The organism is Streptomyces sp. NBC_01233, assembly GCF_035989305.1.
GTDB lineage: Bacteria > Actinomycetota > Actinomycetes > Streptomycetales > Streptomycetaceae > Streptomyces.
Map to the genome: position 1 here is coordinate 8,067,393 of NZ_CP108514.1, position 22,643 is coordinate 8,090,035.

Sequence of the window (22,643 nt, forward strand, 5' to 3'; positions counted from 1 at the left end):
AGTGGTGGCCGGGATACTGACGGTATGACCACGGCAGAGCACCTCGACACGATCGACAGGCTCAGGGCGAAGGATTTCCCGCCCGAGCCGGTCCGGACCGTCGAAAGCAGCAGCGGCCCGGGTTTTCATCTGATCCGGCTCGCCCGGACGCAGCACTTCTGGGATGACGACGGTTCGGGGCGGATCGCGGCGACCGACCAGATCAGTGCCGAGTACGGGGCGCTCACCCAGGCGGTGACCGACCGGTGGGGAGAGCCGCAGGTGTTCAGCCTCGGGTCGCTGCTGGAGCGTGGGCTCGACGGGGAGGAGATACCGGAGCCGTGGGACGAGCTGAGCAGCAGCACCGACCACGTCCACCTGTGGCGGGCCGAGGAGCGGTGGCTGGTGGCCTACGTGGCGCAGTGGGACTCCGAGAACCCCTACCTGCTGATGGCAGGGGTCACGGTGATCGATCCGCCCTAGCCCTCGGCGGCTTCGGGAGCCTCGGCGGCGGCGCGGAGGCGGGCGTACTCCTGGGCCATGGACTCGGCGGTCCAGTGGGCGTTGAGGCCGCTCGGGTTGGGGAGGGCCCAGATGCGGGTGGAGCCGATGGTCCGCTCCTGGGGGCCGATCTGCGCCCTCCGCTCGCCGAAGGCCGTGCGGTAGGCCGTCACTCCGACCACCGCCAGCCACTGGGGCCGCAGGAGTTCCACCTTGGCCGTCAGTATGCGGCCGCCCTCGCGGAACTCCTCGGCGCTCAGTTCGTCGGCGCGGGCCGTGGCACGGGCGACGACGTTGGTGATGCCGAGGCGGTAGGTCAGCAGCTCCTCCTGCTCCGCGGGGGCCAGCCGGCGCGGGGTGAAGCCCGAGAGGTGCAGGACGGGCCAGAACCGGTTGCCGGGGCGGGCGAAGTGGTGGCCCGTCGCGGCGGAGAGGAGGCCGGGGTTGATCCCGCAGAACAGCACACGCAGACCGCCCGCGACCACGTCCGGGAGGACGCGGTCACGGGCGGCGGTCAGCTCCTCGGGTGTCAGAGGATCGACCCCGGCGCGTACCCGGCGGCCTCCGGGTGCTGCTTGGCGATCGCCTCGATCCGGGAGACCACAGCGGCGACCTGGTCACCGGCGGCGCCGGTGAAGGACAGCTTGTCGGCCATGAGGGCGTCGAGCTGGGCCCGGTCCAGCGGCATCCGGTCGTCGGCGGCCAGCTTGTCCAGCAGCTCGTTGCGCTCGGCGCCCTGCTCGCGCATGGCGAGCGCGGAGGCCACCGCGTGCTCCTTGATGACCTCGTGGGCGGCCTCGCGGCCGACGCCGGCCCGCACCGCGCCCATCAGGACCTTGGTGGTCGCGAGGAAGGGCAGGTAGCGGTCCAGCTCGCGGGCGACGACGGCCGGGAAGGCGCCGAACTCGTCGAGGACCGTCAGGAAGGTCTCGAGCAGGCCGTCGAAGGCGAAGAACGCGTCCGGCAGGGCCACCCGGCGGACGACGGAGCAGGAGACGTCGCCCTCGTTCCACTGGTCGCCGGCCAGCTCGCCGGTCATCGAGGCGTAGCCGCGCAGGATGACCATGAGGCCGTTCACGCGCTCGCAGGAGCGGGTGTTCATCTTGTGCGGCATCGCCGAGGAGCCGACCTGGCCGGGCTTGAAGCCCTCGGTGACCAGCTCGTGGCCGGCCATCAGGCGGATCGTCTTGGCGATCGACGACGGGGCGGCCGCCAGCTGCACCAGCGCGGTGACCACGTCGTAGTCGAGCGAGCGCGGGTATACCTGGCCGACCGAGGTGAAGGCCTGGGCGAAGCCGAGGTGGGAGGCGATCCGCTGCTCCAGGTCGGCGAGCTTGGCGGCGTCGCCGCCGAGCAGGTCGAGCATGTCCTGGGCGGTGCCCACCGGGCCCTTGATCCCGCGCAGCGGGTAGCGGCCGAGGAGGTTCTCCAGGCGGTCGTAGGCGACGAGCAGCTCGTCGGCCGCGGTGGCGAACCGCTTGCCCAGGGTGGTGGCCTGCGCGGCCACGTTGTGGGAGCGGCCGGCCATGACCAGCTCGGCGTGCTCGCCGGCCAGCTTGCCGAGGCGGGCGAGGACGGCCACCGTGCGGTCGCGGGCCAGCTCCAGCGAGAGCCGGATCTGCAGCTGCTCTACGTTCTCGGTGAGGTCGCGCGAGGTCATGCCCTTGTGGACGTGCTCGTGACCGGCGAGGGCGTTGAACTCCTCGATGCGGGCCTTCACGTCGTGCCGGGTGACCTTCTCGCGCTCGGCGATGGAGGCGAGGTCGACGGTCTCCAGGACGCGCTCGTAGTCGGCGAGGGCCGCGTCCGGGACCTCGATACCGAGGTCCTTCTGGGCGCGCAGCACGGCGAGCCACAGCCGCCGCTCCAGCGTCACCTTGTACTCGGGGGACCACAGGACGGCGAGCTCCGCGGAGGCGTAGCGGCCGGCCAGGACATTGGGGATGCGGGGCTTGGCAGTCACGTAGAGGGATTCTACTTGGGCCGCCGCTGTGCGTTTACGCAGGTAGGGCCCCCGCTCGTGATTGTGGCTTGCTACGAGAGCGGCGCGTCCCCGTACGGCAGCAGCTCCGGGCGCTTGGCCGGGCGGCCGTCCCCGGAGGAGCGGCCCGTCAGGCGGCGGCCGATCCAGGGGAGCAGGTGCTGCCGGGCGAAGCTCAGGTCCTGGGCCCGGCGCACCGTCCAGCCGGGGGGTGCGGCGGCGGGCAGCTCCGTGCGCCATTCCTGCTCGGCGGGCAGGCCCAGGGTCTGCCAGACGGCCTCGGCCACCCGGCGGTGGCCCTCCGCCGTCAGGTGCAGCCGGTCCACGTCCCACATCCGCGGGTCCCCGAGCACGGAAGCCCCGTACAGGTCCACCACCAGGGCGTCGTGCCGGGCGGCGAGCTCCTCGATGATGACGAAGAGCTCCTCCATGCGGGGCCGGAAGCGTTCCATCACTGGACCGTTGCGCCCGGGGGAGCGCATGAGGACGAGGCGCTTGCAGGAGGGCGCGAGGATTTCCACGGCCGCCTCCAGGTGGCCGCGGACCCGGCCCATGTCCACCTTGGGGCGCAGAGCGTCGTTCAGCCCGCCCACCAGGGCCACCACGTCGGCCCCCATCGCCGCCGCCACCGGGGCCTGGTCCTGCGCGATCTGCCCGATCAGCTTCCCGCGGACCGCCAGGTTCGCGTAGCGGAAGCCCGGATCGCGCGCGGCGAGGCGGGCGGCCAGCAGATCGGCCCAGCCCCGGTAGGAGCCGTCCGGAAGCAGGTCCGACATGCCCTCCGTGAAGGAGTCGCCGACCGCGACGAAACTGGTGTAAGAGGCATTCATCTCCATGGCGGAGTGATGTTACCGCGCGGTACCCCGGCCCCGCAGGGCCGGGGACCACACCTCCCCGACGGATCAGGCGGACGCGGGCCTGCCGAACAGCTCCCGCAGTACGTCCTCCATGGTCACGAGGCCCGTCATGGCGCCCTCCGCCCCGAGCACCGCCGCCAGGTGCGTACGGCTGCGCCGCATGGCGGTCAGCACGTCGTCCAGCGGGGTCTCCGCGCGTACCTGGGCGATCGGACGCAGCTCCGACACGGGGAACGGCTCGTTGCGCGCCTCCCCGACCGCGTCCAGGGCGTCCTTCACGTGCAGGTAGCCCAGGATCCGGTCCTGCGCGTCGACCACCGGGAAGCGGGAGTACCCGGACTCGGCCGACAGCCGCTCCAGACCGGTCGGAGTGATGCCCACAGGGGCCGAGACCACCCGGTCCGCCGGCAGCACCACATCCGTCACCGGCCGCCGCCCCAGCTCCAGGGCGTCGTGCAGGCGCTCGCTCGCCCGGTCGTCGAGCAGACCCGCGTCACTGGAGTCCTTGACCATCCGCGCCAGCTCGTCGTCCGAGAAGCTCGCCGCGATCTCGTCCTTCACCTCCACCCGCAGCAGGTGCAGCAGGGCGTTGGCGAAGGCGTTGATCGCGAAGATCACGGGCCGCAGCGCCCGGGTGAGGGTCACCAGCGGCGGCCCCAGCACGAGCGCGGTGCGCACCGGCTCGGACAGCGCCACGTTCTTCGGCACCATCTCGCCGAAGAGCATGTGCAGGTACGTCGCAAGCGACAGCGCCACTACGAAGGAGATCGCGTGCGTCAGTCCCTCGGGTACCCCGAGGAGGTCGAAAAGGGGGGTCAGCAGGTGCGCGATGGCCGGCTCGGCGACGACACCCAGCACCAGGGTGCACAGCGTGATGCCCAGCTGCGCGGCCGCCATCAGCGCCGACACGTGCTCCAGGCCCCACAGGACGGCGCGGGCCCGCCGGTCGCCCTGCTCGGCGTACGGCTCGATCTGGCTGCGCCGGACCGAGATCAGGGCGAACTCCGCCCCGACGAAGAAGGCGTTGACGACCAGGGTCGCCAAGCCGATCAACAGCTGGATCGCGGTCATCGGGCCTGCTCCGTTCCGTCGGCGGGCTCCGCCGGGGCGTGCAGCAGCACGCGCGCGGCCCGGCGTCCGCTGGCGTCCACCACGTCGAGCTTCCAGCCGTTCAGTTCCATCTGGTCGCCGACGGCCGGGATCCGGCCCAGCTCGGTCGCTATCAGGCCGGCCAGGGTCTCGTACGGACCGTCCGGCACGCGCAGGCCGATCCGCTGGAGCTGGTCGGTGCGCGCGGAGCCGTCGGCGGAGTAGAGGAGGCGCCCGGACTCGTCCGTACCGGCCGGGGCCAGGTCCGGGGTCTCGTGCGGGTCGTGCTCGTCGCGGACCTCGCCGACGACCTCCTCGACGATGTCCTCCAGCGTGGCCACACCGGCCGTGCCGCCGTACTCGTCGATGACCACGGCCATCGTCTGCTTGCCGGAGAGCCGGTCCAGCAGCCGGTCCACGGTCAGCGACTCCGGTACGAGGAGGGGCTCGCGCAGCAGCTGCGACACCGGACGGCGGCGCCGCTCCTCGGCGGGCAGGGCGAGTACGTCCTTGATGTGGACGGTGCCGACGACGGTGTCGAGGCTTCCCCGGTAGACCGGGAAGCGGGACAGGCCGGTGGCGAGCGTCGCGTTCGCCACGTCCTCGGCGGTGGTCCGCACGTCGAGAGCGGTGACCTGGACGCGCGGGGTCATCACGTTCTCCGCGGTCAGGTCGGCCAGGTTCAAGGTCCGCACGAACAGCTCGGCGGTGTCCTTCTCCAGGGCACCCTCCTTCGCGGAGTGCCGCGCCAGGGCGACCAGCTCCTGCGGGGTGCGCGCGGAGGCCAGCTCCTCGGCCGGCTCCATGCCGAGGCGCCGCACCATGTGGTTCGCGGTGGTGTTGAGGTGGCTGATCAGGGGCTTGAAGGTGCGGCTGAAGACGCGCTGCGCGGTCGCCACGCGCTTGGCGATCGCCAGCGGGGAGGAGATGGCCCAGTTCTTGGGGACCAGCTCGCCGACGACCATCAGCACCACGGTCGACACGACGGTGCCGAGGACCAGGGCGGTGGAGGCGGCGGCGCCGGCCGACAGGCCCATCGCCTCGAACGGGCCCTGGAGCAGGGTGGAGATCGACGGCTTGGAGATCATGCCGATGACCAGGCCGGTCACGGTGATGCCGAGCTGGGCGCCGGAGAGCTGGAACGTCAGGGTGCGGACGGCCGCCAGGGCGCTGTCGGCCCCGCGCTCACCGCGCTCGACGGCCCGTTCGAGCTCGCTGCGCTCCACGGTCGTCAGCGAGAACTCGGCCGCGACGAAGACCCCGCAGGCGACGCAGAGCAGCAGTGCCACGACGAGCAGGAGCACCTCGGTCATCGGTCGATCACCTCCGTCCCATGATCGGCCAGGAGGAGGGGGACCGCGCGATGTCGCGGAGCGGTATGTCGGGGACTGGGAGGCTCGCCCATGGGCGGACGCTCACACCTTTCACTCAAGAGGGACCTTTGCCCACATGGTAAAGGACGGGCAAAGAGAACGGATCATTCTTTTGGCGGAGTCCGGGCGGATGATGGGATCCGGACATGACCGATCTTCATGTCGGACCCGCTTCGGCCGCCGATCTCGGCGCCGTGCTGGACTTCTGGAAGGCCGCCGCCGAGGGAACGAGTATCAGCGACGACCTCGCCGGGGTCGAGCGCCTCCACGACCGCGACCCGCAGGCGCTGCTGCTCGCCCGGCGCGACGGCGAGCTCGTCGGCACCGTGATCGCCGGGTTCGACGGCTGGCGCTGTCACCTGTACCGGCTCGCGGTGCACCCCGGCCACCGGCGCCAGGGGATCGGGGCCGCACTGCTGGCCGCCGCCGAGGAGCGCTTCGTGGCGCTCGGCGGGCGTCGGGCGGACGCCATGGTGCTCGTCCGCAACGAGCGGGCCCACCTGGCCTGGGACGCCGCGGGCTACGGGCCCCAGGACCAGTGGACGCGCTGGGTCAAGCCTCTCGGCGGGCCGACCCGATGACGCAGTAGGAGGTCGGCAGGGCCGGACCAAGCTCGGGCAGCCGCAGGCGGCGGTGCCAGACGATCCGGAAACCGGCGGCCTCGATGGCGGCGAGCGGGTCGCGCGCGGTGTGGCAGCCGCCGAAGAGGAAAGGCCAGACGGTCCGGTCCAGGGTGCGCTGGACGGCGGCCATTCCGGGGCCGGGCGCGCGGCCGTGCTCGAAGAAGCGCAGCTCGGCGCCGGGGCGGAGCACGCGGTGCAGTTCGGCGAGGGAGCGGGGCAGGTCCCGTACAGTGCACAGCACCAGCGAGGCGACGGCGGCGTCGAAGGCCTCGCTCTTGACCGGGAGGGCCTCGGCGGCGCCGGGTACGACGTCCACGGGGACCTCGCAGCGGAGGGCGGCGGAGGCCGCGAGCCTGCGCAGGGTGCGCTCCGGTTCGACGGCGATGACCTCGGAGACGGCGCGGGGGTAGTGCGGGAAGTTCAGGCCGTTGCCGGCGCCGATCTCGATGACGCGGCCGGAGACGCCGTGCAGCAGCTCGCGGCGGAGGGGGGCGATGCCGGCGCGGGTCTCGGCGGTGGTGCTGGCGCGGGCGTAGAAGCGGGCGAAGACGGGGTGGTGGACGGGGTCGTGGGGCGGGGTGTTGTGCGTGGTGCGGCGGCGCGGCATGACGGACCTCCCGGGAGGCGACGTTCCGGTACCTCCAGCGTGCCCTTTGGCCGGGCCGTCATCCCTGCTGCCGGCGGCTTGGACTCCGCCCCGGCCCTGCGCCTCAAACGCCGGCGGGGCTGAAAGATCGGGGCTCCGCCCCGGATCCCGCGCCTCAAACGCCGGCGGGGCTGGGGGTGTGCCGGCGCGGCTGCGAGCTCCGGGGTTGGTGCGCCCGGACCCGGCGCCTCAAACGCCGACGGGGCTGGGTTCGTGCCACGCCGGAGGGGACCACGTGGTGAGGAAGGAGTCTGGCGACCAGGTGCCCCAGAGGGGTGGGGCCAGCCAGGTGGGGGCCGAGACGCGGAAGCGGTCCGGGGCGAGGGTGCCCGAGCGCTCCGGGATCGCGCCCAGGAGGGGCAGGCCCGAGGACTTCGGGAGGTCCGCCAGGTTGCAGCGGGCCGCCAGGTCCGGGTCCTGCGGCCAGCTGCCGACCACCACGCCCAGCGGCGTCAGGTCCCGGGCCCGCAGGGCTTCCGCCGTGAGGGTGGTGGAGTTGAGGGTTCCGAGGCCCGCAGCGGCGACGATCACGGTCGGCGCGCCGAGCAGCCGGGCCGCGTCGGCCAGCGTGTTGCCCTCGTCGTCGAAGTGGACGAGCAGCCCGCCCGCGCCCTCCACCAGGACCAGGTCGTGCGCCTCGGACAACTGCCGCGCGGCCTCCGCGATCTCCGCCGGGGAGAGGGTCGGCAGCCCCGCGCGGCGGGCCGCCGTGTTCGGGGCCAAGGGCTCCGGGTAGCGGGCCAGTTCCACCGCGGTGACCGCGGAGCCGGCCAGGCGGACCGCTTCCGCGGCGTCCCCCGGCTCCTGCGGGCCCACACCCGTCTGCGCGGGCTTGAGCACGGCCACCGAGCGGCCGGCCGCGATCGCGGCTGCCGCGATCGCCGACGTGACCACCGTCTTGCCGATTTCCGTGCCCGTCCCGGACACCACCACGACGGACATCTCAGCCTTCCTGCGCGGCCGCGCACACCGCGCGGCAGATACGGGCCACGTCCGCGTCGCCCGTGACGAACGGCGGCATGACATAGATCAGGTCCCGGAACGGGCGCAGCCACACGCCCTCGCGCACCGCCGCCCGGGTCGCGGCCGCCATGTCGATCTCGTGGTCCAGCTGCACCACGCCGATCGCGCCCAGGACGCGCACGTCCCGCACGCCGGGGATCCCGGCGGCGGCCGCCAGGCCTTCGCGCAGCCCCGCCTCGATCCGCTTGACGTCGGTCGCCCAGTCCTGCCCGAGGAGGAGTTCGATCGACGCGAGCGCCACCGCCGACGCGAGCGGGTTGCCCATGAAGGTCGGCCCGTGCGCGAGGACGGGCACCTCGCCCTGGGAGATCCCGTCGGCGACCCGCTCCGTGCACAGGGTCGCCGCGAGGGTGAGGTAGCCGCCGGTCAGCGACTTGCCCAGGCACATCACGTCCGGGGTGATCCCGGCGTGGTCGGCCGCGAAGAGCGCGCCCGTGCGGCCGAAGCCCGTAGCGATCTCGTCCAGGATGAGGAGGACGCCGTACTCGTCGCACAGCTCGCGCAGCACCCGGAGGTGGTCCGGGTTGTGGAAGCGCATGCCGCCCGCGCCCTGTACCACCGGCTCCACGATGACGGCGGCCAACTCGTCGGCGTGCGCGGCGATCAGGGAGCGCAGGTGGTCGGTGTACGCCGGGTCCAGCGGGGTGTCGAAACCGGCGGGCGGCGCGTCCGCGAAGACCTGTCGCGGCAGGTGACCCTGCCACAGCTCGTGCATGCCGCCATCGGGGTCGCAGACGGCCATCGGCTGCCAGGTGTCCCCGTGGTAGCCGCCGCGCCAGGTCAGCAGCCGGGTCTTGCCCGTCCGCCCCACCGAACGCCAGTACTGCAGGCACATCTTGACCGCGACCTCGACGGACACCGACCCCGAGTCGGAGAGGAAGACGTGCTCCAGCCCCGGCGGGGTGATCTCGACGAGCTTCGCGGCGAGCCGGACGGCGGGCTCGTGGGTGAGCCCGCCGAACATCACGTGCGACATGCGGCCCAGCTGCGTGGTCACGGCCTCGTTGAGCACCGGGTGGTTGTAGCCGTGGATGGCCGACCACCAGGAGGACATGCCGTCGACGAGCTCCTCGTGGCCCTCCCCCTGGGAGGGCTCGGCGAGCCGCAGCCGCACTCCCGAGGCGGAGGCGATGACCAGCGGCTCCTGCCGCCCGGGCATCGGGCCGTACGGGTGCCAGACGTGCTGCCGGTCCAGTGCGAGCAGTTCCGCGCCGGACGAACGAGTGCTGGACGAACGAGTGCCGGACGGCGGTGCGTCGAGCTGATCAGGCATTGGGCGCGATGTCCGTCCCCGCGCCGCGACGGCGTACGGCCACCAGCTCCGGCCGGACCTCGCCGGCCTCGGCCTGGGCCGGTACGGGCGCCGCCTCCGCGTGTCCGTGCCCGGAGCAGCCGCCGCACGCCGAGCCGCAGCCCGCCGCCGGGGCCTCGTCGCCCGTGGCAGCGCCCGAACCGCAGACCGAGGTGCCGCCGTTCGAGCCGCATCCCCCGGTGGCGGCCGCGGCCGCCGCGTCGGAGCGGTGCGCGGGAAGGGTCGACGTACCGGCGCCCTCCACCTCGAAACCGGCGTCCGCGATCATGTCGAGGTCGGCCTGGCCGGCCTGGCCCTCACTGGTCAGGTAGTCGCCGAGGAAGATCGAGTTGACCACGTGCAGGGCCAGCGGCTGCAGCGAGCGCAGGTGCACCTCGCGCCCGCCCGCGAGGCGGACCTCGACGTCGGGGCAGACGAACCGCGCCATCGCCAGGATCCGCAGACAGCGCTGCGGGGTGAGGTTCCACTCCTTGGCCAGCGGGGTGCCCTCGAAGGGGATCAGGAAGTTGACCGGGACCGAGTCCGCGTCCAGCTCGCGCAGCGAGAAGACGACGTCGACCAGGTCCTCGTCGGTCTCGCCCATGCCCGCGATCAGACCGGAGCACGCGGACAGGCCGGCGGCGTGCGCCTTTTGTACGGTGTCGACCCGGTCCGCGTAGGTGTGGGTCTTGGTGATCGCGCCATACGTCGCCTCGGACGTGTTGAGGTTGTGGTTGTAGGCGTCCGCGCCCGCGTCGCGCAGCCGCTCCGCCTGGCCGTCCGAGAGCAGGCCGAGGCACGCGCAGACCTCGACGCCCTCGTTCTGCTCCTTGATCGCCTCGATGGTCTTGCCGACCCGGTCCACGTCCCGGTCCGTCGGCCCGCGGCCGCTCGCCACCAGGCAGACCCGCTTCGCGCCGCCCGCGACACCGGCGGCGGCGGCCTGGGAGGCCTCTTCCGGCTTCAGCCACGTGTACTTGAGGATCTCGGCCTTCGACCCCAGGCGCTGGGAGCAGTACGAGCAGTCCTCCGGGCACAGGCCCGACTTCAGGTTGACCAGGTAGTTCAGCTTGACCCGACGCCCGAACCACTGGCGGCGCACCTTGCCGGCCGCGGCCACCACGTCGAGCAGTTCGTCGTCAGAAGTCGCCAGTACGGCGAGCGCCTCTTCGCGGGTCGGCAGCTCGCGCCGCAGCCCCTTGTCCACCAGGGTGTTCAGCAGGTCCATGCACCCGATCCTGGACCACAGCACCCATCCCGGCCAAGGAGAGATCGCACAACATGGCCGGATGGGTGTGTGTGTATCACCACACCTGGCGCACAAGTCACGGCCGCTAGGGTCGGGGCAGGTCTGTGGACTGCCGACAAAACACGAGGACATGCCGATGCCCCAGCACACCCCCGACCCCGAGGATGTCTTCGCCTGGATCGAGGCCGCGGAGAGCGAGCGGGAGCGTGCGGGGCTGGTCCGCACGCTCCGCCCGCGGCCGGCGGTGTCGCCGCTCCTGGACCTCGCGAGCAACGACTACCTCGGCCTGTCCCGTCACCCCGAGACGATCCGCGGGGCACGGGAGGCGGCCGAGCGCTGGGGCGCCGGGGCCACCGGGTCCCGTCTCGTGACGGGTACGACCGAGCTGCACGCGGAGCTGGAGCGGGAGCTCGCCGCCTTCTGCGGTTTCGAGGCCGCGCTGGTCCTCTCCTCCGGATACGCGGCCAATCTCGCGGCGGTCACCGCGCTCGGCGGCTGGGGGACGCTGGTCGTCTCCGACGCAGGGAACCACGCCTCGATCGTCGACGGCTGCCGGCTCTCGCGCGCCGAGACCGCGGTGATCCCGCACTCCGACCCGGACACCGCGCGCAAGACCCTCGCCGCCCACGACGGCCGGGCGCTGCTGGTGAGCGACTCGGTGTTCTCCGTGGACGGGGACGCCGCCCCGCTCGCCGGGTACGCCGCCGTCTGCCGCGACGAGGGCGCGGCCCTGGTCGTGGACGACGCCCACGGGCTGGGCGTGCTCGGCGAGGGCGGCCGCGGCGCGCTGCACGCCGCCGGGCTCGCGGGCGCGCCCTACGTGGTCGCGACGCTGACCCTCTCGAAGTCCCTGGGCAGCCAGGGCGGGGCCGTGCTCGGCCCGGCCAAGGTGATCAGACACCTGGTCAACACGGCGCGCACCTTCATCTTCGACACCGGACTGGCCCCGGCCGCCGCGGGCGCCGCCCTGGCGAGCCTGCGCCTGCTCCAGCGGGAACCGGAGCGCGCGGGCCGCGCCCGCGAGGTGGCCGACCGGCTGTACGGGCGGCTCACCGCGTCCGGCCTGACCGCGGCCCGGCCGGACGCGGCCGTGGTGTCGGTACGGGCCCCGTCGGCGTCGGCGGCACTGCGCTGGGCCGCCGACTGCCGCGAGGCGGGTCTGTCCGTGGGATGCTTCCGCCCGCCGTCGGTGCCGGACGGCATCTCCCGGCTGCGGCTGACCGCCCGGGCCGATCTCACGGGGGAGGAGATCAACCAGGCGGTCGGGACGATCCTTCGGACCGCGCCCGCCGGAGCCGCGAACCGCTAGGCGGAGCTACGCGTGCGCGTCCGCCCGTACGGAGGCGAGGAAGCCGTTCCAGGCCGGCCCGGTGAAGAGCACGGCCGGGCCGTCCGCCCGCTTGGAATCGCGGACGGCCAGCAGGCCGCCGCCGAGGGCGGCCGCCTCCACGCAGTTGTTCATTCCGGTGCTGCGGCTGCTCCGCCGCCACCGCGCGCTGATCAGAAGTCCGCTGGAGGATAAGGGGGTTGCGGACACGGGGTGCCTCCTTACGCGTCGTCAGCAAGGCTGCTGATGAGATCCGACGAGTCCTGGGGCGGGAGGGCGTGTTCCTGAATGGTGCGGAACGCGGCGCTGTACGCCTCTAGGTCTTCCTTCCGCTCCAGATAGAGGCTACTCGTCAAATGGTCGAGTACCACCACATCCAGATCAGCGATGTCCGGAAATGAAAAAATGACGAACGGTCCTGTCAGGCCGAGATGGCCGCCGACGCTGAACGGCAGGACCTGCAGGCACACTTGGGGAAGCCGGGCCACCTCCGCCAGGTGCCGCAACTGCTCGGCCATCACCCCGGGTCCGCCGATCTGCCGGCGCAGCACCGCCTCGTCCAGCACCGCGCTCAGCTCGAGCGGCGGATCGGCCCGCAGCACCGACTGCCGGGCCAGCCGCACGTCGACCAGCGCGTCCACCTTCGGCTCCGGCAGCCCGCCCAGCGCGGCCCGGGTCACCGCCCGCGCGTACCCGGAGGTCTGCAGCAGCCCCGGCACCACGGACAGTTCCACGGTGCGGGCCGACCGGGCGCCCGCCTCCAGGCTGATGAAGTCCCGGTACTCCTGTGGCAGCAGCCCCCGGTAGTCGTGCCACCACTGGCGGCCCCGCCCGGTGTCGCCGGCCGGACCGGGGCCGGCGGCCGAGGCCGACAGGGCCTCCAGCAGCGCGCGTTGCTGCGGGCTCACGACCTCCCCGTAGACGTCGAGGAGCAGCCGGATGTCCTCCGGCTTCACGCCGCTGCGGCCTGTCTCGATGCGGCTGATTTTCGACTGGTGCCATCCCGTGATCCGAGCGGCCTCACCACTGGTGAGTCCGGACCGGTCACGCAGGGCACGCAGTTCCTCGCCGAGCTTGCGCCGACGCACCGCGGGACCGTGCTGCATACCCGCCTCCTTCCACCGGCACAGCTCGCACCAGTCTGTCGTCCAAATACGCTCTTCCGTAGCAGAGTTCACCGCATTGAGCGACAGATATATGCATATCTTGGGGGAACGGCAGGTGCGGCGCCACGATGGGTGGCACTCTGGCGTCCAGCACAGATCCGGGGCGGTTCCGTCCCGGTGGGAAAGGGACCGTCGCCATGGCAGACCACCAGGAAGCATCCGTCACTCTGCCGAGCGATCCCGCCTCGGTCGCCGCCGCCCGCCGCTACGTGGCGGACGTGCTGAGCGAATGGGGACTCCCCGAAGACGCCGAGACCGCGGACAGCGTCCGGCTGATCGTCTCGGAGCTCGCCACCAACGCCGTACAGCACACTTTCGGCCAGTCGCCCACCTTCACGGTCGGCATCCGGCTGGAGCGCCAGGAGTGGCTGCGCGTCGGGGTGACCGACAGCCACCCGCGCTGGCCCAAGCGGCTCCCGGCCGCCGTCCAGCAGGACAACGGCCGGGGCATGGTCATCATCCGCTGGCTCGCCGCGGAGGCGGGCGGCCGGCTCTCGGTCACCCCGACCGAAGAGGGCGGCAAGACGGTGTGGATCGCGCTGCCCTGGACCGTCGGGGCGCCGACGGCGGCGCAGAGCGTGACCGGCTGCTGACCGGGCTCAGGCGGTGCCGCGTTCCACCGCGCTGCGCTCGATGCACAGCTCGTTGCCCTCGGGGTCGGCGAGCACGACCCATCCCATGACGCCGTCCTCGTCGCGGCGGTCGTCCACGAGCTTCGCGCCGAGCCCGATCAGCCGCTCGACGGTCTCGTCCCGGGTGCCGGCCGGCGGCTGGATGTCCAAGTGGACCCGGTTCTTCAGGGACTTGGCGTCCGGCACCCTGATGAACAGCAGCCCGGGCACACCCGGCTGTGCCGGCTCCAGCAGGATCTCGTCGTCCCCCTCCACGTCGTCGGGGTGGATCGGGAAGCCGGTCACCGCCGACCAGAACTCGGCGACCCGGTAGGGGTCGAGGGCGTCGAAGGTGATGTGCCGGACGGGGTTGACGAACATGTGTCTCCTCGGCGGGGGTTCCGTATGCGAATCCGTATACGGAACCGGGTTCTTGAGGCAACGGAGTTGAACCGGGTGCCTGCCTGAAACGTGGGTTAACGCAGCGGAAAAGCGCGGCCCCTAGCGTGGCGGCCACGTTCGACCGCCAATGATCACCCATCATCCGGTAAAGCGACGGTGGTCGGGACGGAAAGCCTTCCTCTGCGTTGGGCAAGACACGCTTGGCTCGGATACGTGCAGGTCAACGAAGTGTTGACGGCCGCTAGGGTCAACGCCGTTCAGTTAGGGCTCGCAGATCATTAACTCGCTGGTTTGATCTCTGCTGGGAGGGTGATTCCACGGGTGCTGGCGAAGTCGTAGAGGTCGTCGAGGGTGGCGAGTCGGTCGTCGGCGGGCTGGATGGGGTGCCCGGCTGTTTCCAGGAGCTGCCGGATGTCGCGGATGCGTCTGTTGATTGTTCCGGGGTGGACGGTGAGCAGGGCGGCGACGGCGACTTGGGGCAGGGCGAGCCGGTAGTGGAGGAGTGTGGCTAGGAGCCGGTCGGCGAGGGTGAGGACGGGGCGTCGGCCGGTGGTGCCGTCGCCCTTGACGCGAGGTCGGTGGCCGCGTCGTTGGTCCAGGTGAGTCTCGCGCTGGGCGTCGTGGAGGATGGTCAGCGCGGTGATGAGGGTGTCCCACTCGGCGGGCGGCAGTCCGGTCAGGGCGGGGTGGCATAGCCAGGCGAGGTCGGGGCTCGGCTGATCGAACGGGTCTGGTGCGTCGTTGACCTGGGTGTATGCCTCGGGGCGGAGTGTGTAGTTCCAGTCGCCGTGCCAGTCGTGGCGTGTGACGGGGAGGACGTCCATCTGCCCGTCACCGATGCGGACCCCGGTCTCGTAGGTAGCGGTGCCGAGTTCGGCGTGGACTTTCAGCCCGGTGCGGGTGGTGGTCGCGGCGATGCTCTGCACGATGACTTCGTGGCTGGTCAGCGGCCTGCCGCGCCAGTTCATGGTGATGTGTGAGAACAGCCGGTGCTCGATCCGATTCCATTTCGATGCGCCCGGAGGAAAGTGACAGACAGTGACCTCCATGCCTGTTTCCAGGGCCAGGGCGGCGAGTTCGGCCTTCCAGGCGCGGGTGCGGTAGCCGTTGGAGCCGCCGGCATCGGCGGTGATCAGCAGCCGCCTGGCCTGCGGGTAGTCCTCCTTGCCGCGGGCATTCCACCAGCGGCGGATGGATTCGACGGCGAAGGCGGCGGTGTCGTGGTCGGTGCCGACGCTGACCCAGCCGGTGTTCGCAGCCAGGTCGTAGATGCCGTAGGGCACGGCCTTCCCGAGTTCCTTGTCCGGGAAGTCGTGGGTGCTGACCCGCTCGGGGTTGCCTGCGGGCCGCCATTCCCGGCCGCCGTTCTTGAACGGCCCCACCACTTCCTTCTTTTTCGTATCGACGCTGATCACCGGGTCGCCGGCCACCTGGTGGGCCTTGGCCTGCTCGTTGATATAGCGGAACTGGCCGTCCCGGTCCGGGTGCTGCCGGCCTTCGATGACTTTGGCGTTGCCCTGGAGGCTGAAGCCTTCCTCGCGCAGCACGTCGGCGACGGTGTCGGCGGATATCCGGTGGCCTTGGCGCGTGAGCTCGGCGGCGAGGTGGCGGGTGGACTTCGTCGTCCACCGCAGGGGCGACATCGGGTCCCCGCGCATGTCCGGCTCGACCAGGGCCAACAGTGCCGGACGCAGTCCCGGGTCCAGGTCCACTACCCGCTTGCGGCCACCACCGACCCGGCGCGCCCGCCCCAACGGGGCTTCACCGGAGTCCAGTTCAGTGACACCAAGCGACACCGTGGCCTCTCGCACTCCAGCCGCCCGGGCGACCAGCCTGATCCCGCCATGGCCCAGTACCCGGGCCTCGGCCGCCAGCAGGAGACGACGCTGACGTTCGTCCAGATGCGGGAACAGCACCGTGAACTTCGCCACCAAGGCCGCCGCTATCTCTTCCGCCGCTTCCATACCACGCCAACGACCGCCAGATCGGGAAGCTACGGGTTAATCCTCTGCGAGCCCTAACTGAACGGCGTTGCCGCTAGGGTCGGCCCCGACGCGTTGTTGATCTTATCCCGGAAACTTGGTGATGACGAGTGCATCTGACACCGCACGAGCAGGAGAGACTGCTCATCCACGTGGCCGCGGACGTGGCCGAGAAGCGAAGGGCGCGCGGGGTCCGCCTCAACCACCCCGAGGCGATCGCGCTGATCACGTCGCACATCCTCGAAGGGGCCCGCGACGGCCGGACCGTGGCCGAGCTGATGGCCTCCGGCCGCACCGTCCTGCGCCGCGAGGAAGTCATGGAGGGGATCCCCGAGATGATCCACGACGTCCAGGTCGAGGCGACCTTCCCGGACGGCACCAAGCTCGTCACCGTCCACGACCCCATCGTCTGAAGAGGAGTGCCCGCATGATCCCCGGCGAGATCGCCTACGGGGACGGGCCGGTGCGCCTCAACGAGGGCCGCCCCGTCACCCGCCTCACCGTGCTCAACGCCGCCGACCGCCCGGTCCAGGTCGGCTCCCACTACCACTTCGCCGAGGCCAATCCCGGACTCGACTTCGACCGCGCCGCCGCCCGCGGGCTCCGGCTCAACATCGCCGCCGGCACGGCCGTCCGCTTCGAGCCGGGCATCCCGGTCGCCGTGGAACTCGTACCGCTGGCGGGCCTGCGCACCGTACCGGGACTGCGCGGGGAGACCGGAGGGCCGCTCGATGGCTGAGATCTCCCGCCAGGTGTACGCCGACCTCTTCGGGCCGACGGCCGGCGACCGGATCCGGCTCGCCGACACCGACCTCTTCGTCGAGATCGAGCAGGACCTCAGCGGCGGACCCGGCCGGGCCGGGGACGAAGCCGTCTTCGGCGGCGGCAAGGTCATCCGCGAATCCATGGGGCAGGCCCGCACCACCCGGGCGGAGGGCGCACCCGACACCGTGATCACCGGGGTCGTCGTCCTCGACCACTGGGGCATCGTCAAGGCCGACCTCGGCATCCGCGACGGCCGGATCTGCGGCATCGGCAAGGCCGGCAACCCCGACACCATGGACGGGGTCGATCCCGCCCTCGTCATCGGCCCCGAGACCGAGATCATCGCGGGCAACGGGAAGATCGTCACCGCCGGCGCCGTCGACGCCCACGTGCACTTCATCTCCCCGACGGTCATCGAGGAGGCGCTGGCCTCCGGGATCACCACCCTGGTCGGCGGGGGCACCGGACCTGCCGAAGGCACCAAGGCCACCACCGTCACGCCGGGATCCTGGCACCTGGCCCGGATGTTCGCGGCGCTGGAGGCCTACCCCGTCAACATCGGCCTCCTCGGCAAGGGCAACACCATGTCCCGCGAGGCCATGCACGCGCAACTGCGCGGCGGCGCGCTCGGATTCAAGCTCCACGAGGACTGGGGATCCACCCCGGCCGTCATCGACGCCTGCCTGAGCGTCTGCGAGGAGACCGGCGCCCAGGTCGCCATCCACACCGACACCCTCAACGAGGCCGGATTCGTCGGGGACACCCTCGCGGCCATCGCCGGCCGGACCATCCACTCTTACCACACCGAGGGCGCGGGCGGCGGGCACGCCCCCGACATCATCACCGTGGTCTCCGAGCCCAACATCCTGCCGAGCTCCACCAACCCCACCAGGCCGCACACCGTCAACACCGTCGAGGAACACCTCGACATGCTGATGGTCTGCCACCACCTCAACCCGGCCGTCCCCGAGGACCTCGCCTTCGCCGAATCCCGCATCCGGCCCTCGACCATCGCCGCCGAGGACGTCCTGCACGACCTCGGGGCCATCTCCATCATCTCCTCCGACTCCCAGGCCATGGGCCGGGTCGGCGAGGTCGTGCTGCGCACCTGGCAGACCGCCCACGTGATGAAGAAGCGGCGCGGCTTCCTCCCCGGCGACGGGCCCGCCGACAACCATCGGGCCCGCCGCTACGTCGCGAAGTACACGATCAACCCCGCCGTGGCCCAGGGGCTCGCCCGCGAGATCGGCTCGGTCGAGACCGGCAAGCTCGCCGACCTGGTGCTGTGGAACCCCGCCTTCTTCGGGGTCAAGCCCGAGCTCGTCATCAAGGGCGGCCAGATCGCCTACGCGCAGATGGGCGACGCCAATGCCTCCATCCCCACCCCGCAGCCCGTCATGCCCCGCCCCATGTTCGGCAGCCACGGGCGCGCACCGGCCCTGAACTCGCTGAACTTCACCGCACAGGCGGCCCTCGACGACGGACTGCCCGAACGCCTCGGACTCGGCAAGCAGTTCACGGCCATCGAGAGCACCCGCAAGGTGAGCAAGGCCGACATGCGCAACAACGACGCCATGCCGAGGGTCGAGGTCGACGCCGACACCTTCACGGTCACCATCGACGGGGAGGCCGTGGAACCGGCACCCGCGACGGAACTGCCCATGGCCCAGCGGTACTTCCTCTTCTGATGGGGCGCAGCCTGATGAGAGGCCTCCTGCCATGAGTCTCGCCGCGCTGCTCGTCCTCGCCGACGGCCGCTTCCCCGCCGGGGGGCACGCCCACTCCGGCGGGGCCGAGGCCGCCTGCAAGGCGGGCCGGATCCACGACGCGGCCACCCTGGAGGAGTTCTGCCGGGGCCGGCTGCACACCGCCGGACTCACCGCCGCCGGGCTCGCCGCGGCCGCCGCCCTCGGGCTCGACCCGGCGGAGCTCGACGCCGCCGCCGACGCCCGCACCCCCTCGCCCGCGCTGCGCACCGCGGCCCGCCGGCTCGGACGGCAGCTGCTGCGCGCCGCCCGGGCCACCTGGCCGGGGCCCGAACTGGAGGAACTCGCCGCCGCCTTCCCGCGCGGCGCCCACCAGCCCGTGGTGCTCGGCGTCACCGCCCGGGCGGCCGGGCTCGGGCCGCTCGACGCCGCGCACGTGGCGGCGTACGAGAGCGTCGGCGGGCCCGCGACCGCGACCGTACGGCTGCTCGGCCTGGACCCCTTCGAGGCGAGCGGCGTCCTGGCCCGGCTCGCCCCGGACCTCGACGCGGTCTGCGCACAGGCGGCCGGGGCGGCGCTGCGGGCCCGCTCGGAAGGCCCGCAGGCGCTGCCCGCGGCCTCCTCGCCGCTGCTGGACATCTCGGCGGAGATCCATGCCGACTGGCCCGTACGGCTGTTCGCTTCCTGACCCCCTGAAGGAGACACCCCCCATGCACCTCGACCACGCGGTCACCTACCCCCACCGGCACACCCGCAGCGCCGATCCGCTCCGCGCCGACGGCACCCGGCGCGCCCTGCGCATCGGACTCGGCGGACCCGTCGGCTCCGGCAAGACCGCCACCGTCGCCGCCCTGTGCCGCGCGCTGCGCACCGAACTGTCCATGGCCGTCGTCACCAACGACATCTACACCCGTGAGGACGCCGAGTTCCTGCTCCGCGAGGCCGTCCTGCCCCCCGAGCGGATCACAGCCGTCGAGACCGGGGCCTGCCCGCACACCGCCATCCGCGACGACATCTCCGCCAACCTGGAAGCCGTCGAGGAACTGGAGGACGCCTTCCGGGAGAGCGGACCGCTCGACCTGATCCTCGTCGAGTCCGGCGGGGACAACCTCACCGCCACCTTCTCCCGGGGACTCGTCGACGCCCAGATCTTCGTCATCGACGTGGCCGGCGGGGACGACATCCCCCGCAAGGGCGGCCCCGGCGTCACCACCGCCGACCTGCTCGTCGTCAACAAGACCGACCTCGCCCAGTACGTCGGCTCCGACCTCGGCCGGATGGCGCGCGACGCCGCCGAGCAGCGCGGCGAACTGCCCGTCGCCTTCCAGTCGCTGCGCGGCCCCGAAGGGGTGGCCCCGGTGGCCGCCTGGGTGCGGGAGCGGATCGCCGCCTGGACCGTACGGTGACCAGCGCGCCTCCCCTCTCCCCGCCCCGGGTCCCTGCGGACTCCCTCCCCCTGGCCGCGTCGGGCCTCCGGGCCACCGCCCGCATCCACGCCGTGGCCGACGGGCGGGGCGGCACCGCCCTGCCGCTGCTGGCCGGAGAGGGGCCGCTCGCGCTGCGCCGCACCCGGGGGGCGGGGGCCGAGGCCCGGGTCGTGCTGGTCGGAGCGATGAGCGCGCCGCTGGGCGGGGACCACCTCACCGTCGAGGCCACCGCCGGGCCCGGCGCGCGCCTGGCCCTCGCCTCGGCCGCGGCCACCCTGGCGCTGCCCGGCCGCGGCGGCGAGCCCGCGCGGTACGACGTACGCCTGACCCTGGACGACGGGGCGTCGGTGCGGTGGCTGCCGGAGCCGCTGGTCTCGGTGCGCGGCAGCGAACTGCGGGTGCACACCCGGGTCGCACTGGCCCCCACCGCCCGTCTGCTGCTGCGCGAGGAGCAGGTGCTCGGCCGCTCGGGCGAGGCCCCGGGGCTGCTGAGCAGCCGGCTCACCGTCACGCGCGGCGGCCGTCCGCTGCTGGACCAGGAGCTCACCTGCGGCCCCGGTGCGCCCGGCGGCTGGGACGGCCCGGCGGGCCTGGCCGGCCACCGGGCGCTCGGTCAGCTCCTCGTCGTGGACCCCGCCTTCGCCGAGGACCCGCCCGCGGCCCGGGTGCTGGGGGAGTGCGCCGTGGTGACCCCGCTGGCCGGGCCGGCGGTCCTCGTGACGGCCCTGGCTCCGGACGCCCTGCGGCTGCGCGAGGTGCTCGACGAGGCCTGCCGCACGTACCACGGGTGAACGGGGGAGGAATCAGGCACCGCTCAGCGGTACACGCCTTTCCGGTTATCGGGTTGGCAAAGAAGTCGATCCGGCTCTGTCGCCGGTCCCGGATCAGACGACAAGATCCCCCTGCACGCCGACGACCGAACCCGACCAACCCGGCCGCCCACGGCGGCACCTGACGCAGGGGGAACAACCACGTGATACGCAACGCGACGCTGGGGAGCGCCGCCACACTGATCACCGGCACACTGGCGGCGAGCCTGCTGCTGGCTCCGCCGGCCGCCGCGGCCCAGGCCGACAACGGCCCGAAGCTGCCGGAGGTGCTGGGGGTTCAGATCGCCGCCGCCCGCGCCGCCCGTACCGGGATCGACTGGAAGGACTGCCCCGCGGACTGGGGTCTGGAGAAGCCCATCCAGTGCGGTTGGGTGAAGGTCCCGCTCGACTACGCGAAGCCGTACGGCAAGACCATCGACATCGCCGTCGACCGGATCGGCAGCACGGGCACCACGCAGGAGCGCCAGGGCGCGCTCGTCTACAACCCCGGCGGTCCCGGCGGCTCCGGCATGCGCTTCCCGCGCCGGGTCACCACCAAGAGCCCGCTGTGGGTCAACGCCTCCAAGGCGTACGACTTCGTCGGCTTCGACCCCCGCGGTGTCGGCCACTCCGCGCCCATCTCCTGCATCGACCCGCAGGAGTTCGTGAAGGCCCCCAAGGCCGACCCGGTCCCGGACAGCGAGGCCGACAAGCTCGCCCAGCGCAAGCTCGCCGCCGCCTACGCGGACGGCTGCAAGGAGCGCAGCGGCGAGATGCTGCCGCACATGACCACGCCGAACAGCGCCCGCGACATGGACGTGATCCGCGCCGCCCTCGGCGAGGCGAGGCTGAACTTCCTCGGCGTCTCCTACGGCACCTACCTCGGCGGGGTCTACGCGAGCCTCTTCCCGACCCACGTGCGCCGCATGATCGTCGACAGCGTGGTCGACCCCTCGCAGGACAACATCTGGTACGAGGCCAATCTCGGCCAGGACGTCGCCTTCCAGATGCGCTGGAACGACTGGCAGGACTGGGTCGCCAAGAACGACGGGGTCTTCCACCTCGGCGACACCCGCGCCAAGGTCGAGGCCAAGTGGCAGGAGCTGCGCAACAAGGCGAAGGCCCAGCCGATCGGCGGCATCGTCGGCCCGGCCGAGCTCATCGGCTTCTTCCAGGGCGCCCCGTACTACGACTCCTCCTGGGTGCCGGTCGCCAAGACCTGGGCCGCCTACGTGGCCGGTGACGAGCAGGCGCTCGTCGACGCCATCGCCCCGGACATGACCGACGTCAAGGGCAACGCGGCCTCGGAGAACGGCAACGCCGTCTACACGGCGGTCGAGTGCGCCGACGCCAAGTGGCCCACCAGCTGGGCCAAGTGGGACCGGGACAACACCGCGCTCCACGAGAAGTACCCGTTCCTGACCTGGTCCAACGCGTGGATGAACCTGCCCTGCGCGACCTGGAAGGCCAAGCAGAGCACCCCGATCGCGGTCGGCGCCAAGCGCGTGCCGCCGATCCTGATCGTCCAGTCCGAGCGGGACGCGGCCACGCCGTACAAGGGCGCGGTCGAGCTGCACCGCCGCCTCGCCGGCTCGCGTCTGATCACCGAGCAGAACGCCGGCTCGCACGGTGTCACCAGCCTGCAGAACCCCTGCATCAACACGCGGGTGGACACCTACCTGCTGACCGGCAAGGTCGACGCGCAGGACGTCACGTGCGCCCCGCACGCCGCCCCCGTCGCCCCGGCCCAGGTCGCCGCGCTGTCGCTCGACCACGGACCGGGCAGCGAGTGGCCGGCCCGTGAGGAGCTGCCGGCCGTCCGCTAGATCCGTACTT

General features: G+C 72.2%; 24 protein-coding genes. 11 read left to right on the plus strand and 13 right to left on the minus strand.

What is annotated here, in order from left to right:
* The first annotated feature begins 24 nt into the window (after positions 1-24).
* Entirely contained in the window at positions 25-462 is a 438-nt protein-coding gene (locus tag OG332_RS37830) for a hypothetical protein (RefSeq protein WP_327417661.1), read from the plus strand.
* On the opposite strand, the gene mug is transcribed toward OG332_RS37830, so the two are convergent.
* The 5 genes from mug to OG332_RS37855 form a co-directional block, all read right to left on the minus strand.
* Positions 459-1,013 carry a G/U mismatch-specific DNA glycosylase gene (mug, locus tag OG332_RS37835; protein ID WP_327419494.1) on the minus strand — a complete coding sequence of 185 codons (555 nt, stop codon included), beginning with the start codon at positions 1,011-1,013 and terminating at the stop codon, positions 459-461. The two genes, OG332_RS37830 and mug, sit on opposite strands and share 4 nt — an antisense overlap.
* The gene (gene purB / locus OG332_RS37840) at positions 1,010-2,443 is read right to left on the minus strand and encodes an adenylosuccinate lyase (RefSeq protein ID WP_327417662.1); all 1,434 of its coding nucleotides are present in this window, start codon (positions 2,441-2,443) and stop codon (positions 1,010-1,012) included. The genes mug and purB overlap by 4 nt, the downstream gene beginning before the upstream one ends.
* Before the next feature lie 71 nt (positions 2,444-2,514).
* Positions 2,515-3,297 carry an SGNH/GDSL hydrolase family protein gene (locus OG332_RS37845; RefSeq protein WP_327417663.1) on the minus strand — a complete coding sequence of 261 codons (783 nt, stop codon included), beginning with the start codon at positions 3,295-3,297 and terminating at the stop codon, positions 2,515-2,517.
* A gap of 66 nt (positions 3,298-3,363) precedes the next feature.
* Positions 3,364-4,389, minus strand: a complete 1,026-nt coding sequence (locus OG332_RS37850) for a hemolysin family protein (RefSeq protein ID WP_327417664.1) — start codon at positions 4,387-4,389, stop codon at positions 3,364-3,366.
* Positions 4,386-5,720, minus strand: coding sequence for a hemolysin family protein (locus tag OG332_RS37855; protein ID WP_327417665.1), 1,335 nt, complete (start codon positions 5,718-5,720; stop codon positions 4,386-4,388). Before OG332_RS37855 ends, OG332_RS37850 begins: the two co-directional genes overlap by 4 nt.
* A 206-nt stretch (positions 5,721-5,926) precedes the next feature.
* On the opposite strand from OG332_RS37855, the gene OG332_RS37860 reads away from it, so the two are divergent.
* Positions 5,927-6,361, plus strand: coding sequence for a GNAT family N-acetyltransferase (locus tag OG332_RS37860; protein WP_327417666.1), 435 nt, complete (start codon positions 5,927-5,929; stop codon positions 6,359-6,361).
* Here the strand turns inward: OG332_RS37860 and OG332_RS37865 are convergent.
* From OG332_RS37865 to bioB, 4 genes are all read right to left on the minus strand, one after another.
* Positions 6,333-7,010 (minus strand): class I SAM-dependent methyltransferase, encoded by a 678-nt coding sequence (locus tag OG332_RS37865; RefSeq protein WP_327417667.1) that lies wholly within the window; start codon positions 7,008-7,010, stop codon positions 6,333-6,335. The two genes, OG332_RS37860 and OG332_RS37865, sit on opposite strands and share 29 nt — an antisense overlap.
* Before the next feature lie 228 nt (positions 7,011-7,238).
* A complete protein-coding gene (bioD, locus tag OG332_RS37870) occupies positions 7,239-7,991 on the minus strand; it encodes a dethiobiotin synthase (protein ID WP_327417668.1) in 753 nt (250 codons plus the stop codon).
* Position 7,992: 1 nt separating this feature from the next.
* Positions 7,993-9,231 (minus strand): adenosylmethionine--8-amino-7-oxononanoate transaminase, encoded by a 1,239-nt coding sequence (locus OG332_RS37875; RefSeq protein WP_327419495.1) that lies wholly within the window; start codon positions 9,229-9,231, stop codon positions 7,993-7,995.
* A gap of 106 nt (positions 9,232-9,337) precedes the next feature.
* Entirely contained in the window at positions 9,338-10,591 is a 1,254-nt protein-coding gene (gene bioB, locus OG332_RS37880) for a biotin synthase BioB (RefSeq protein ID WP_327417669.1), read from the minus strand.
* A gap of 157 nt (positions 10,592-10,748) precedes the next feature.
* Between bioB and OG332_RS37885 the strand changes: the two genes are divergently transcribed.
* Entirely contained in the window at positions 10,749-11,921 is a 1,173-nt protein-coding gene (locus tag OG332_RS37885) for an 8-amino-7-oxononanoate synthase (protein ID WP_327417670.1), read from the plus strand.
* A gap of 6 nt (positions 11,922-11,927) precedes the next feature.
* On the opposite strand, the gene OG332_RS37890 is transcribed toward OG332_RS37885, so the two are convergent.
* Positions 11,928-12,149, minus strand: coding sequence for a DUF397 domain-containing protein (locus OG332_RS37890; RefSeq protein WP_327417671.1), 222 nt, complete (start codon positions 12,147-12,149; stop codon positions 11,928-11,930).
* Positions 12,150-12,160: 11 nt separating this feature from the next.
* Positions 12,161-13,045: a helix-turn-helix domain-containing protein gene (locus OG332_RS37895; protein ID WP_327417672.1), complete on the minus strand. Its 885-nt coding sequence runs from the start codon at positions 13,043-13,045 to the stop codon at positions 12,161-12,163.
* Positions 13,046-13,242: 197 nt separating this feature from the next.
* Between OG332_RS37895 and OG332_RS37900 the strand changes: the two genes are divergently transcribed.
* A complete protein-coding gene (locus tag OG332_RS37900; RefSeq protein WP_327417673.1) occupies positions 13,243-13,698 on the plus strand; it encodes an ATP-binding protein in 456 nt (151 codons plus the stop codon).
* 6 nt (positions 13,699-13,704) lie between these two features.
* On the opposite strand, the gene OG332_RS37905 is transcribed toward OG332_RS37900, so the two are convergent.
* Together OG332_RS37905 and OG332_RS37910 are read right to left on the minus strand one after the other, a co-directional pair.
* Positions 13,705-14,097: a VOC family protein gene (locus OG332_RS37905; protein ID WP_327417674.1), complete on the minus strand. Its 393-nt coding sequence runs from the start codon at positions 14,095-14,097 to the stop codon at positions 13,705-13,707.
* A gap of 299 nt (positions 14,098-14,396) precedes the next feature.
* Positions 14,397-16,082, minus strand: coding sequence for an ISAzo13 family transposase (locus OG332_RS37910; RefSeq protein ID WP_327417675.1), 1,686 nt, complete (start codon positions 16,080-16,082; stop codon positions 14,397-14,399).
* A gap of 128 nt (positions 16,083-16,210) precedes the next feature.
* Here OG332_RS37910 and OG332_RS37915 point away from each other — a divergent pair, with 128 nt between their 5' ends.
* The 7 genes from OG332_RS37915 (at position 16,211) to OG332_RS37945 (ending at position 22,633) form a co-directional block, all read left to right on the plus strand.
* Positions 16,211-16,513, plus strand: coding sequence for an urease subunit gamma (locus OG332_RS37915; protein ID WP_327417676.1), 303 nt, complete (start codon positions 16,211-16,213; stop codon positions 16,511-16,513).
* Positions 16,514-16,527: 14 nt separating this feature from the next.
* On the plus strand, positions 16,528-16,839 hold the full coding sequence (locus OG332_RS37920) for an urease subunit beta (protein ID WP_327417677.1): 312 nt from the start codon (positions 16,528-16,530) through the stop codon (positions 16,837-16,839).
* A complete protein-coding gene (locus OG332_RS37925) occupies positions 16,832-18,553 on the plus strand; it encodes an urease subunit alpha (RefSeq protein WP_327417678.1) in 1,722 nt (573 codons plus the stop codon). Before OG332_RS37920 ends, OG332_RS37925 begins: the two co-directional genes overlap by 8 nt.
* A gap of 31 nt (positions 18,554-18,584) precedes the next feature.
* Positions 18,585-19,259, plus strand: coding sequence for an urease accessory protein UreF (locus OG332_RS37930; RefSeq protein WP_327417679.1), 675 nt, complete (start codon positions 18,585-18,587; stop codon positions 19,257-19,259).
* Between the two features lie 22 nt (positions 19,260-19,281).
* Complete coding sequence (gene ureG / locus OG332_RS37935) at positions 19,282-19,977, plus strand: urease accessory protein UreG (RefSeq protein ID WP_327417680.1); 696 nt, start codon at positions 19,282-19,284, stop codon at positions 19,975-19,977.
* A 50-nt stretch (positions 19,978-20,027) separates the two neighbouring features.
* Positions 20,028-20,789 carry an urease accessory protein UreD gene (locus tag OG332_RS37940; protein ID WP_327419496.1) on the plus strand — a complete coding sequence of 254 codons (762 nt, stop codon included), beginning with the start codon at positions 20,028-20,030 and terminating at the stop codon, positions 20,787-20,789.
* Between the two features lie 182 nt (positions 20,790-20,971).
* Complete coding sequence (locus OG332_RS37945; RefSeq protein WP_327417681.1) at positions 20,972-22,633, plus strand: alpha/beta hydrolase; 1,662 nt, start codon at positions 20,972-20,974, stop codon at positions 22,631-22,633.
* The last annotated feature ends 10 nt before the right edge of the window (positions 22,634-22,643 follow it).

What these genes read in the sequence shown, in the direction of transcription:
- OG332_RS37830 (WP_327417661.1), top strand. Translation starts at nt 25, where the DNA reads ATGACCACGGCAGAGCACCTCGACACGATCGACAGGCTCAGGGCGAAG.
- OG332_RS37845 (WP_327417663.1), bottom strand. Translation starts at nt 3,297, where the DNA reads ATGGAGATGAATGCCTCTTACACCAGTTTCGTCGCGGTCGGCGACTCC.
- OG332_RS37850 (WP_327417664.1), bottom strand. Translation starts at nt 4,389, where the DNA reads ATGACCGCGATCCAGCTGTTGATCGGCTTGGCGACCCTGGTCGTCAAC.
- OG332_RS37855 (WP_327417665.1), bottom strand. Translation starts at nt 5,720, where the DNA reads ATGACCGAGGTGCTCCTGCTCGTCGTGGCACTGCTGCTCTGCGTCGCC.
- OG332_RS37860 (WP_327417666.1), top strand. Translation starts at nt 5,927, where the DNA reads ATGACCGATCTTCATGTCGGACCCGCTTCGGCCGCCGATCTCGGCGCC.
- OG332_RS37865 (WP_327417667.1), bottom strand. Translation starts at nt 7,010, where the DNA reads ATGCCGCGCCGCCGCACCACGCACAACACCCCGCCCCACGACCCCGTC.
- bioD (WP_327417668.1), bottom strand. Translation starts at nt 7,991, where the DNA reads ATGTCCGTCGTGGTGGTGTCCGGGACGGGCACGGAAATCGGCAAGACG.
- OG332_RS37875 (WP_327419495.1), bottom strand. Translation starts at nt 9,231, where the DNA reads ATGCCCGGGCGGCAGGAGCCGCTGGTCATCGCCTCCGCCTCGGGAGTG.
- bioB (WP_327417669.1), bottom strand. Translation starts at nt 10,591, where the DNA reads ATGGACCTGCTGAACACCCTGGTGGACAAGGGGCTGCGGCGCGAGCTG.
- OG332_RS37885 (WP_327417670.1), top strand. Translation starts at nt 10,749, where the DNA reads ATGCCCCAGCACACCCCCGACCCCGAGGATGTCTTCGCCTGGATCGAG.
- OG332_RS37895 (WP_327417672.1), bottom strand. Translation starts at nt 13,045, where the DNA reads ATGCAGCACGGTCCCGCGGTGCGTCGGCGCAAGCTCGGCGAGGAACTG.
- OG332_RS37900 (WP_327417673.1), top strand. Translation starts at nt 13,243, where the DNA reads ATGGCAGACCACCAGGAAGCATCCGTCACTCTGCCGAGCGATCCCGCC.
- OG332_RS37905 (WP_327417674.1), bottom strand. Translation starts at nt 14,097, where the DNA reads ATGTTCGTCAACCCCGTCCGGCACATCACCTTCGACGCCCTCGACCCC.
- OG332_RS37910 (WP_327417675.1), bottom strand. Translation starts at nt 16,082, where the DNA reads ATGGAAGCGGCGGAAGAGATAGCGGCGGCCTTGGTGGCGAAGTTCACG.
- OG332_RS37920 (WP_327417677.1), top strand. Translation starts at nt 16,528, where the DNA reads ATGATCCCCGGCGAGATCGCCTACGGGGACGGGCCGGTGCGCCTCAAC.
- OG332_RS37925 (WP_327417678.1), top strand. Translation starts at nt 16,832, where the DNA reads ATGGCTGAGATCTCCCGCCAGGTGTACGCCGACCTCTTCGGGCCGACG.
- OG332_RS37930 (WP_327417679.1), top strand. Translation starts at nt 18,585, where the DNA reads ATGAGTCTCGCCGCGCTGCTCGTCCTCGCCGACGGCCGCTTCCCCGCC.
- ureG (WP_327417680.1), top strand. Translation starts at nt 19,282, where the DNA reads ATGCACCTCGACCACGCGGTCACCTACCCCCACCGGCACACCCGCAGC.